The 11,155-nt window shown below is 66.5% G+C and carries 10 protein-coding genes; 5 read left to right on the plus strand and 5 right to left on the minus strand.

Going from position 1 to position 11,155, the window contains the following annotated elements:
* The first annotated feature begins 179 nt into the window (after positions 1-179).
* Complete coding sequence (locus HEP73_RS19510; RefSeq protein WP_185814153.1) at positions 180-1,397, plus strand: glycoside hydrolase family 30 protein; 1,218 nt, start codon at positions 180-182, stop codon at positions 1,395-1,397.
* A gap of 642 nt (positions 1,398-2,039) precedes the next feature.
* Here the strand turns inward: HEP73_RS19510 and HEP73_RS19515 are convergent.
* Positions 2,040-2,663, minus strand: coding sequence for a DUF2076 domain-containing protein (locus HEP73_RS19515; protein WP_185821206.1), 624 nt, complete (start codon positions 2,661-2,663; stop codon positions 2,040-2,042).
* A 326-nt stretch (positions 2,664-2,989) separates the two neighbouring features.
* On the opposite strand from HEP73_RS19515, the gene HEP73_RS19520 reads away from it, so the two are divergent.
* Positions 2,990-4,213 carry an acetamidase/formamidase family protein gene (locus HEP73_RS19520; RefSeq protein ID WP_221899360.1) on the plus strand — a complete coding sequence of 408 codons (1,224 nt, stop codon included), beginning with the start codon at positions 2,990-2,992 and terminating at the stop codon, positions 4,211-4,213.
* Between the two features lie 175 nt (positions 4,214-4,388).
* On the opposite strand, the gene HEP73_RS19525 is transcribed toward HEP73_RS19520, so the two are convergent.
* Both HEP73_RS19525 and HEP73_RS19530 read right to left on the minus strand, forming a co-directional pair.
* The gene (locus HEP73_RS19525) at positions 4,389-4,604 is read right to left on the minus strand and encodes a hypothetical protein (protein WP_185821208.1); all 216 of its coding nucleotides are present in this window, start codon (positions 4,602-4,604) and stop codon (positions 4,389-4,391) included.
* Positions 4,605-4,706: 102 nt separating this feature from the next.
* Complete coding sequence (locus tag HEP73_RS19530) at positions 4,707-5,672, minus strand: polysaccharide deacetylase family protein (protein ID WP_185821209.1); 966 nt, start codon at positions 5,670-5,672, stop codon at positions 4,707-4,709.
* A 174-nt stretch (positions 5,673-5,846) separates the two neighbouring features.
* On the opposite strand from HEP73_RS19530, the gene HEP73_RS19535 reads away from it, so the two are divergent.
* Together HEP73_RS19535 and HEP73_RS19540 are read left to right on the plus strand one after the other, a co-directional pair.
* Positions 5,847-6,851 (plus strand): alpha/beta hydrolase, encoded by a 1,005-nt coding sequence (locus HEP73_RS19535; RefSeq protein ID WP_185823502.1) that lies wholly within the window; start codon positions 5,847-5,849, stop codon positions 6,849-6,851.
* Positions 6,848-8,257: a M1 family aminopeptidase gene (locus tag HEP73_RS19540; RefSeq protein ID WP_185821210.1), complete on the plus strand. Its 1,410-nt coding sequence runs from the start codon at positions 6,848-6,850 to the stop codon at positions 8,255-8,257. The genes HEP73_RS19535 and HEP73_RS19540 overlap by 4 nt, the downstream gene beginning before the upstream one ends.
* Before the next feature lie 39 nt (positions 8,258-8,296).
* Here the strand turns inward: HEP73_RS19540 and HEP73_RS19545 are convergent, their stop codons facing one another.
* The gene (locus tag HEP73_RS19545; RefSeq protein ID WP_255423564.1) at positions 8,297-8,992 is read right to left on the minus strand and encodes a DUF4142 domain-containing protein; all 696 of its coding nucleotides are present in this window, start codon (positions 8,990-8,992) and stop codon (positions 8,297-8,299) included.
* Between the two features lie 186 nt (positions 8,993-9,178).
* A complete protein-coding gene (locus HEP73_RS19550) occupies positions 9,179-10,099 on the minus strand; it encodes a hypothetical protein (RefSeq protein ID WP_255423565.1) in 921 nt (306 codons plus the stop codon).
* Between the two features lie 243 nt (positions 10,100-10,342).
* On the opposite strand from HEP73_RS19550, the gene HEP73_RS19555 reads away from it, so the two are divergent.
* Positions 10,343-11,152: a hypothetical protein gene (locus tag HEP73_RS19555; RefSeq protein WP_255423566.1), complete on the plus strand. Its 810-nt coding sequence runs from the start codon at positions 10,343-10,345 to the stop codon at positions 11,150-11,152.
* The last annotated feature ends 3 nt before the right edge of the window (positions 11,153-11,155 follow it).

Genomic DNA, 11,155 nt, shown 5'->3' on the forward strand with positions numbered 1-11,155 from the left:
TGCACGTGTCCTGAGACAAGCGCGCGACTGTCTTGCGCCTTCGCGAATGCAATCCCTGCCTCCCTGCGCGTTGTATCTCAGTTGCCGCAGTTGGCGCATGCACCGATTGTCTATGTCATGTCGACGGCGTAGGGTCACGCCCTGTCACACACCCCTGTTGCATTCCCCCGGAGACACACATGAGAACACCACGGATCCTCGCCACCCTGCTGGCGATGACCACAGCGGTCCTTTCGGCCGCGCCCGTCCTGGCACAGAACGTCACCGTCACCCCGAGCCAGACCTACCAGACCATCCAGGGATTCGGCGGCATGAGCGGCGCCGGCTGGATCGCCGACCTCACCCCGGCCCAGGTCGATCTGGCCTTCGGCAGCGACAACGGCCAGATCGGCCTGTCGATCATGCGCATGCGCATCGACCCCTCCAGTTCGGGCTGGAGCCAGCAGGTCCCGGCCGCGGTGCGCGCGCGCTCGCATGGCGCGGTGTTGCTGGCCACGCCGTGGTCGCCGCCTGCGTACATGAAGTCGAACAACAGCCTCAACAACGGCGGCAAGCTGCTGCCGCAGTACTACGGCGCCTACGCCAAGCACCTGCTGGACTTCTCCAGCTACATGTCGAGCAAGGGCGCGCCGCTGTATGCGCTGTCCGTGCAGAACGAGCCGGACTGGCACCCGGACTACGAGTCGGCGGAATGGAACGGCAGCGATTTCACCAATTTCCTCAGCGCCCAGGGCGCCAGCTTCGGCAACCTGAAAGTGCTCGCGGCCGAGTCGTTGAACTTCAATCCCAACCTGACCGATGGCTTGCTCAACAGCAGCGCCAGCCAGCACGTGGACATCATCGGCGGCCATCTGTACGGGGTGCAGCCGAAGGACTATCCGCTGGCGCGCAACAAGGGCAAGCAGCTGTGGATGACCGAGCACTACACCGACAATACCGACGCTAACGCCTGGCCATCCGCGCTCGGCGTGGCCAGCGAGCTGCACAAGAGCATGGCGGCCAACTACAGCGCCTACATCTGGTGGTACATCCGCCGCAGCTACGGCCTGATCACCGAAGGCGGCGCGGTCAGCAAGCGCGGCTACGCGATGGCGCAATACGCCCGCTTCGTGCGTCCCGGCGCCAAGCGGATCGGCGCCACCGCCGCGCCCTACAGCGATGTCGCCGTCACCGCCTACAAGCGCGCCGACAACAAGATCGTGCTGGTCGCGGTCAACACCGGCACCCAGTACCGCGAACTGAAGGTCACCCTGCCCAGCGGCAGCGCCGCCAGCTTCACCAAGTACAGCACCTCGGCCAGCGTCAACGTCGGCTACGGCGGCGCGTACCAGGTCAGCAACGGCCAGACCGCGTTCTACGTCGATCCGCAGAGCGTGGCGACGTTCATCAGCAACTGATTGTTGGTGTCACGGCGCCCGGACCGATCGTCCGTTCGCCACAGCGCACGATGCAAGGAGGATCTGCGGCCCGATGGGCCGCAGATTCGTCCGGCCACGCATGCCGCGCGTTGTGTGGCGATCGTGCCGCAACCTCACGCGTCGCATTTCGCGTGCACACGATTTCTGCATGCAGACGGATGGATACGCGCTCGTTTCTTATCGGCCTGGCGACATGCACAGGCAGCTGCGTTGGCGCCGACGCCCCGCTGCCCCGCATCAGCGGTCAACTCGCGGAGCGGGGAGCGTCCATGAGGCTCGATTGAATAGATTCATGAATAGATAATCCAACAAATCTAGCTGCCTATTACTATATTTATCAACTACTTCCTTAAAAAATTTCCCGGCTAAAAAAGAAAAAGTGAATAGATAAAGATTGGATTCATGCCTTGTCGCCGGCATAAGACTGGGACCCGCGGCAAGTCCGGCCCGGCATCCGCCAAGGCAGCATCCACGCTGGACAGCGGAACGTGGCCATACGGCGACAGCCTGATGAAGAGCAGGGAAAGTGTCACGGGCTGACAGACATCGCAGGCGTAATTACGCTACAAGGTCCGCTCGGTGGCCCCATCAAGATGCCTGCCGAGCGGAACGCCCAGATCCCTAGGTCCAGTTGTCGTCGCCATCCAGGCTGGTGTCGTCCGAAAAGTCCTGGCCGGCATCCTGCCGCGGCGCATCGTCGTAGTAGTTGTTGGTGACGTTCTCGACCACGGTGGGCTGCGACGACCCGCCGCCCAGGAAGCCGCCGTGGTGGCCGCCACCGAGCAGGCTCTCTACGCCTTCGAACAGGAACATGCCGCCGGCCACGCCTGCGGCCGTGGTGGCCGCGGTGCCGAGAAAACTCGAACCGCGCGCGACTGGCGCGGCCTGCGCCTGGTCCGGCACGCTGGCGCCACCGCCGAACAAGCGCTCGCGCCAACCCGGCGCGGCCTGCGGCGCGGGTGCCGGCGGCAACGGCGGCGGTGCCGCGTTGAATCCCTGGCCCAGAAAACTGGCGGCCGGCGGCGGCGGCGGCGCGGCCTGCTGCAGCTGCGCGATCTGCGCCTTGGCACTGTCCAGTGCGTGTTCGAGCAGCAAGGCCCGCTGCACCAGCAGATAGGCCGCATCCGGCTGGCCGGCCAGGCGCTCGCGGATCAGCGCATCCGCCTGCGGATCCATCGCCACGCCGCCGGCGCTGCGCACGCGGGCCAGGAAATCTTCGAGGAGCTGTTGTTCTTGCGGAGTCATACCAATACCTGGAGGAGGTGACCGGCTCGATGCCGGCAGGCACAGCATGGGCACGGACGCGCCGCCGCCAAGGGCGGCTGCTTAGCCTGGTGCGGCGACATTCATCAAAGCCACGAGGCCGGCACGCTCGCACCAGGGCGCAATCGACGACATCCACGCCGATTCCGGCATGACTTCCGGCATTTCCGCCGCAATCGCCGATGACTACACTTGTAGTCAAATACAGCTACGCAAGGTAAACGACGATGCAGCGGCGAAGGATGCGATGGATACCGGCGCTGGCATTGCTCGCATCGGCGCCGGCATGGGGCGGCGAGCAATGGATCGTGGCCACGAATCTGTGGGGCAACCGCAGCTATCAGACGCTCGAGCTGGATGCGACCGGCCCGCAACTGCAGGGCCGGCTCGACAACGATCCGGTTCGCGGCACGCGCCATGGCGATGCGCTCGCCTTCGTGGCCACCTCCACCGACGGCAGCGTCTACCGCTTCGACGGCCGCGTCGAGGGCGAACGCATGCGCGGCCGCAGCGACCAGCCGGATCCCAATGCCGCCAAGGTGCGCGCCGACCATGCCTTCGACGCATGGCGCGTGCCGACCCGCGACACCGCCGCGCCGCGCACCCACGACTTCGTGCCCAGCGACTACGCCAATACCTTCAGTGCGGATCGTCCCCCCGTGCTGATGCTCTGGCCGGGCGATACGCTCTGCACAAAGACGCTGGATTCTGGCGGCGTGGATGCGGGCGACGTCACCCGCGCGCTGTTCGGCAATCCGCAGGTCGGGCCGTTCTTCGTCGTCGGCGCCGAAGCGGGCGATACGCTCGCCATCCACGTGGTCTCGCTGCGGCTCAACCGCGACTCCGCCGACAGCCTCGACGGCCTGGTCGGGCGCCTGCAGACCCCGCGCGTGGCCGCGCAGGCCGCCGCACTCGGCAAGCACGTGCGCTGGCGCCTGGACCGCGATGCGGCACTCGCGCATCCCATCGACGGCGAAGGACCGATGAAGCACTTCGCGATCCCGCTGCGACCGATGCTCGGCGGCCTGGCGCTGGCGCCCGGCTTCGGCAGCGCCGCCCTGTCCACCGGCGATACCGGCGCGAGCGGCGGCAACATGGACTTCAACGCGGTGGTCCAGGGCAATACCGTGTACCTGCCGGTGCAACAGCCGGGCGCGTTGCTCTATCTCGGCGACGGCCATGCGCTGCAGGGCGATGGCGAGACCACGCAGTGGGCGCTGGAGACGTCGCTGGACGTGGAACTGCGGGTCGAATTGATCAAACACCGCGCGATCGCGATGCCGCGGGTCGAATCGCCCGAGCAGATCATGACCCTGGGCCAGGCCGGCTCCAGCGACGACGCGCTGCGCGTGGCCACCTCCGGCATGCTGCAGTGGCTGCAGCAGGACTACGGCCTGTCGCTGGCGCAGGCCACGCAAGTGCTGGGCGTGGCAGTGCAGTACCGGGTGGCCAATCTCGCCGGGCGCAGCATCGGCGTGGCCGCCAGCATCGACAAGTCGGTGTTGCGCACGCTGGATGCGCCGACGCGCTGAAGCGCACACGCCGACGCAGCTACAGCCAGCACCGTAGTTGTAGGAGCGACTTCAGTCGCGACGCGCGCTACCGAAAATGTCTGTCGCGCGCGATGCCCCAAGAGCGAACGGCACCGCTGCCAAATTCCACACCGCGACTCGCTTCATCCGCTGCAACCGTATGCGCAGGCGGCGCCTATTTCTCCGCGTCGTCGTCCGCCACGGTCTCGTCCGCCGCAGCCTCGCCGCGCGGCAGACGCACCGCCCACATGTTGTCGATCAGGTTCGGATACGGACGGCCGTTCTCCTCCGCGCGCTGCCGCGCCGCGGCCTTTTGCGCAGGCGACAGCGGTTGCGAACGCTGGCCGCGTGGCTTGGGTTTCTTCCAGGGCGGTGTCTTGGAGGTAGGCATGGGTACTGACGGGAAGCGCGAAGCGGGCAGCGTGAAGCACAACGGCTCGCGGAAAAGTGAACGCCGCGAGCGCGCCCCCAGGCCGACCCGACCCGACCGCCTCTATTCCGAATCGATCCCGGCCAGCGCGAACACCCAACCCGGCACCGCCGGCTCGCCGGCGTAGAAGTCCTTGGGCTTGTGCTCGGCCATGGCCCAACGGTGCAACCAGCTGATGCCACCGCCGCCGGTATAGCCCTCCGCGTGCCGGTAGGCCGGGTCGCGCAGCGCCGCGTCCAGGGTGACGAACGCATAACCGCGGCGGCGCGTGGCGGCGATCAGTGCCGGGAACGCGACGGCGTTCAACTCGTTGGCATGCATCAGCCATACCTGCGCGATGCGGCGGCCGAACAAGCGCTGCGATTGCGCCTCGAAATAATCCAGCTTGTTGAGCATGTACGGCACATAGCCCTTGCGCAGCCGCAGCAGCGTGGCCTCGCGCGCCGCACCGTCCGGCTCGGTCTCCAGCACCCGCGCATAGGCGAAGGCCCACACCCAATCGCCGTTGTCCACGGTGACAGGCGCGATGCGGTAGCCACGCGCGGCGACGAAGGCGACCACCGCCTCGCGATCGGCATCGCTGCGGCCGGTCGCCAGATAGGGATGGCGGAACCAGCGCAGCGGCTGCCCGTACTCGGCCAGCAGCGGCCGCAGCGTGCGTTCGCCGCGCACGATCGCGTCCTCGTAGGCCGGCAACCCCACCTCGTGCAGATTCACGTGGCCGTAGGTGTGATTGCCCAGTTCGTAGCCCGCATCCAGCCAATCGCGCAGCATCGCTACCCGCTGCGGTTGCGGCTGGCCGTCCTGTTCGAGTTTGTCCTCGTTGACGAAGCCGACGATCGGCACGTTCGCCTGCCGCAACGACGCCATCAGCTGCGCGTGGAACGCCGGCACCTGCGCGGCCGGCGTCTTGCCCATGCGCTGCCACGGCAGATCGTCGATGGTCACTGCGATACGGCGATCGTCTTGCGCCTGCGCGACACCGAACACGGCCAGCAAGGCCAGCAACACGAAGCGGTAGCGGTTCATCGGCCTCACCAGATTCCGGAGAACGCAAGTCTAGCGGCTGCGGTCGCTTCCATGCCCATGGCGCGCGTACCGCGCCGATCGCTGGCGCAGCTTCCGCGCCGTCGTCGGCTTGCCGAGCTCTTCGATCGAAAACAGCGGGGCAGCGTTGCGGCATGGCATGATCCGGCCCTGTCCATGCGTTGGACCAATCGAGCCAATGCGGCCAGGAGATCGAAATTGAGCAAATCGTTGTCGGTGGGATTGCTTGCAGTGCTTCTGGTGGCGTGTGCCGATACATCGCAGGCACCGGCGCCGACGTCCGCGCAACAGGCGGCGAAACAAGCGCCAGTTGCGCGCGCGACGGCGTCCTTCGCGGGCGCGCAACGCGGCGAAGGAAAGCCTTACGAAATCGCGGACAGCCAGGTCTGGAACGTGCCCGACCCGGTTTCAGGCCGCGACTATCAAGTATTCGTCGCGCTGCCGCGTTCCTATGCCGACGACCCCGGCCGCCGCTATCCGGTGCTCTACGTCACCGACGCCGACTATTCCTTTCCTCTGGTCCGGCAGATCGCACGGCGCTTGAACGGCGAAGGGCCGGCCATCGACGATTTCATTCTGGTCGGCCTTTCCTACGCGATCGGCGACGAGCCCATGCCGAGCCGGCGACGCGACTACACCCCCACGCCGGAAGGCGGAGCGGACGCAGCGCCGAACGCGACGCATGGCAAGGCGGACGCCTACATCGCCTATCTGCGCGACCAGGCGTTGCCGTTCGTGGCGCAGCGCTATCGCACCGACGAACACCGGCGCCTGTTCCTCGGCCACTCCTACGGCGGCCTGCTCGGCGCGCAGATCCTGCTGACCGCGCCGGACATGTTCTCCGGCTACATCCTGGGCAGCCCGTCCTACTGGTACGGCGAGCACGCCATGCAGGCCCAGGAAAAAGCTTTCGCCACCACGCACAAGGACTTGCCGGCGCAGGTCTACATGTACGTCGGCGAATACGAACAGCGGCGTTATGGACAGAACTACGACATGGTGTCGGATGCGCAGGAGATGACGCGAACGCTGCGAGCGCGGGGCTATCCGTCGTTGCAGCTGCAGTTGGACGTGCTCAACGACGAAGACCACCTGAGCGTGGCGCCGCGCGGGCTCACCCATGGGCTGAAATATCTGCTGAGCACCAAGGAACCCCGATGACACGACCGCCACGCCGGCGGGCGAACCGGTACGCACGCGCGGCATTGGTTGCCCTGGCCGCCGCATCGGCTGCCGCGGGCGCGGCGGTACCGCCAGTGGCGCCGGCGCCGGGGACGGGATTCGAGGTCGAACGCTACGCGGTGACCCTGCATCCCGATCTGGTGACCACCGCCGTCGCCGGGACACAGAGCATCACCCTGCGCGGCACGCAGCGGGTGTCGCAGCTGGTGTTCTCTCCCAACGCGTTGCGGCTGCACGCAGCGACGCTGGACGGGCGCGCGGTGACGGTGGTCAGGCGCGCCGACGGCATTGTCTTCGACCTGCCCGTGCCGCTGCAGAAGGGTGCGACCGCCACGCTCCGCTTCGCGCTGGAAGGCGTGCCGGCGCGCGGCCTGATCCGCGCCGGCGACGGCGTCTACAGCAGCTATTTCGCCTGCGACTGGATGGTCTGCCTGCAGGACGCCCCCGGCGACAAGGCCGAGTTCGCGCTCGACCTGCTGCTGCCAGCAGGCGCGGCCTCGCTGGGCGTCGGCAAGGCGTTGCCGCTGCGTGCACGCCGCGACGGCCTGGTCCTGCATCGCTGGCGCTCCACCCGGCCCTACTCGGCCTACCTGTTCGGCTTCGCCGCGGGAACCTTCGCCAAGGCCACGGTCAAGACCGACGTCGGCGAGCTGGTATACATGGACGCCACCGGGCAAGGGAACGACCTAACGGCAGCATTCGCACAGGCGCCGGGCATCGCGCGCTTCCTGGCCGACAAGGCCGGCATCGCGCTGCCCGACCGGCGCTACACCCAATTGCGGGTGCCGGGACAGGAAGCACAGGAAGCCGCGACGTTCTCCCTGATCGGCCAGGAGGCACTGGAAGAGGACAATCAGGCACCGTCAGAGGCGTGGATCGTGGCCCACGAGATGGCCCACCAGTGGTGGGGAAATCTGGTGACCTGCGCGTCGTGGCAAGACTTCTGGTTGAACGAAGGGATCACCACCTTCATGACCGCAGCCTGGAAGGAACAGGCGGTCGGCGCGGACGCCTACCGGCAGGAGCTGGAACAGGCGCAGCGTCGGCTCGAGCGCGCCCGCGTCGCGGGATTCGACAAGCCGCTGGCCTGGTCGGGCAGCTATCCCTCCCTCGGCATGCGCCGCGCGGTCCAGTACAGCAAGGGTGCGCTGTTCCTCGCACATTTGCGCGAGCGCCTGGGCGAGCAGGCCTTCTGGAACGGCATCCGTGGATTCACCCGCGGCCATGCCGGAAAGACCGTCACCAGCCGCGATTTCCAGGCCGCGATGGAGCGCGCCAGCGGCCAGAACCTGTCGGCCGTCTTCGCCGAATGGGTCTACGGCGCCACGGAGCCGGCGCCAGCCGCGATGCCGCCCGCGACGGCAACTGCTGCGCCGACCCGATGAGCAAGGCGTGGCAGATCGACGACCTGCCACGCCTCGCGCTCACATCGCTTTCTTGATCGCTTCCGCTTTCGCCAGATGCTGCTCGACGTGGGTCTTGGTCTCGGTCAGGTGCGCCTTGACTGGTTCCGTCGAGGCCGCCGCCATCATCTGTGTGTCGATCAACTGCAAAGCCTCCTTGTGCCCGGCGATCATCGCGTCGATGTAGGCCGCGGCGTAGTCCTTGCCGGATTTCTGGCCCAACGTCGTCAGCTCCTGCTCGCCCTTGTTCTCGAGTTGCTTGACGTCGGGCGTCTCGGCCAGCGTGCCGAGCGCCTTGGTCTTCTCCAGGTTCTCGGAGTGCTCTTTCTCCATCATCTTCGCGTACTCGAGCACCGCGCCGGTCACCTTCTTTTCCTGCGCCTGCTTCGCCGCGGCGATTTCGTTCTTGTCGACCGTCCCCAGCAAACCCAAGGCGATGTCGTCGCCGGAACTCGCGCGCGCCGCGCCTTCCGGCGCCGGACTCGCCTCGCCGACCGGCGGCGTGGTGGGGGTGGCGGCGCCGCCCACCGGCGTCGGCTCGGTGCTCGCGGCCGGCGTGTCGGCCGTGGGTGCCGGCGCGTCGTTGTCCTTGTTCGGCTTGCAGCCCGCGATGGCCAGTGCAGCCGCGATGGACAGGACCAACAGTGAATGTTTCATGTGCGATTCCCTCTTGGATGGGAGCATCAGCATCGCGCCACGCAGGTGAAGAAGGCTCATGCAATTTTCCTGAATTCTTCAGTTCGCCGCTTCACGCAATGCGCACTCGGCGGATTGCACGTCGGCGTATCGCCACCTCCGGACGGACGGCGGCGAGCGGCGACATCGCGCTCCCGACACCGCCGCTCTTCGTGATGCGCTGCACGTCGATCGTCAGGATCGATCGCATGCCTGCGCGTACATCACTCAGTACTTGAGCGCATCCACCGCAGGCGCAAGCGGCGCGAACCGTGCGCTGGTGAAATCGTGCAACAAACGGAAAGCCGCTTCGCCTTCCTGCGCATAGCGCCGGAAATCGCTTTTGACGAGGCGGTACAGGCAACCGTTGCGGGCGAACACCAGATCGCCGCCATCCCAATCGGCCCAGTCGGTGCCGGGCAGGTCCAGCAGCACGGCGCCGTCGCGGTCCAGCACACGATGGTCCAGGCTATACCACGCTTCGTTTTCGCGGCCGATCGCGTGCAGCAGCGATTGCAGCCGGCGTCCGCTGGCGCCGGCCTTCTCCCATACACGCGGCCAGTTGAAGCGATAGAGCGTGGTGGAACTCATGCCGCCGGTTTCGCCCTCACCTGCATCGATCGCCTGCCAGCCGTCGCGCTGCCGCAGCACGCCATCGATCGGCTGGTCTTCGCCGCCGCCCGAGCCATGGCCGAAAGGCCGGACCTGCATGTCATGCGGCAACTGGAAGCCGGTCGGCAGCGGAAAGGGATCGCGGCCTTGCTGCGGGCGATGGTTCAACAGCAGCGTCCGCTCGCCCTCGAACATGCCGCCGCCGCCCCAGCAGTCGCCCTTCGGCCACAGCGCCAGCGCGGTGAAGAACGGCGGACGCGACAGCGCCGTCCACGTGACGAAATCACCGTGTTGCTTTGAAGCGAAATACACGAGCAGCCGGCCCGACGGCGACAGATCGCAGCGCCGCTCGTAGATGCGGCCCTTGAACCATTGCCCGTGTTCGAAGCTGTCGTCGCGCAGGTCCCAGCGGATCAGCTGCACCTGCTTGCTGGGCCCGCGGCGGAAAATCACGCCGCTGCGCGCGTCGCGCGCCAGCAGCGCGTAGAGCCGCGTGGCCGGGGGACGCTGTTCCTGGTCGTTCTGCATCAGTCGCATGCCATCGCTTCCATCAAAGCGCACGCTGCACGAACCTCGCGCGCATGACAAGCCTGGCACGCATTGCGCCACCAGCCTGAATAAGATGCACGTTCGCCCCCCAACGATCTAACCGAAGACGATGTGATAGCGAACAAGCGGAATTGGCTGCGCGGCGCCGGTACGCGCATGACACTATCGCGTTGGAATTGGCGCCGCGTGGTGGGTTTGTCGGTTATCTGAAAGCGGAGTGAGAGACCAAGCATGGCGAAGACGCATCATTCCCTGAAGCTAAAATGGCTCGCCTGCGCGGCGATCGCGGCGCTATGTAGCGCGGCTTGCTCGGCGCAGCCGCTTGCGGCAGCCTCCAAGGCAAGACAAAGCAACGCGCAACCCGCGTCGCCCGCAACATCGGGGGAAACGTTGAAGCCCGGCGAATACCTGACCGAAAAAGGATGGGGGCGGCTGCTGCTCGACAAGCAGAACGGGACGTTGATGTTTTCCCTGGAAAGCACCTCCGGGGGAGACATGTGCCTGCTGGATGGAGCGATCCAAGGCGACCACGGCATCGCAAAGGGCGACGCTGGCGTTCCTTCCTGCAGCGTGAAGTTCACGGCCAATGCGCAAGGCATCGAGGTGACGGCGGCCACACCTACTGAGTGCAAGGCCTTCTGCGGCTACAACGCGGGCTTCGAAGCGCCCTACCTGCGGGTGGCCGAAGGGTGCGGCCGGGACGACCTCGATCGCACGCGGTCTGCATTCCAGCGCCTCTATGACGGCAAGAACTACAAAGCGGCGCTGAGCACCTTGTCTCCAGTGCTGGCGAGGTGCTTGCCGACGCTGGAATGGGAAGAAGAGGGAGCCATCCGCAACGACCTGGCCATTGCCCAGTACAAGAACGGGCTGTACGCACAATGCCTCGGCACACTCGACCAGTACGCAGGCGATGCCGATCTGGACGACGATGCGGTGACGGACAACTGGCCGCCAATGCTGGCGGACCGTCACTTGGCAATCGTCCGCGCGGCGAGAACCAACATCGGCTTGTGCCGTAAAGCCTTGGCAAAAAAATAGGCA

This window comes from Xanthomonas sp. GW, from assembly GCF_014236815.1.
In the GTDB taxonomy this organism is placed as follows: domain Bacteria; phylum Pseudomonadota; class Gammaproteobacteria; order Xanthomonadales; family Xanthomonadaceae; genus Xanthomonas_A.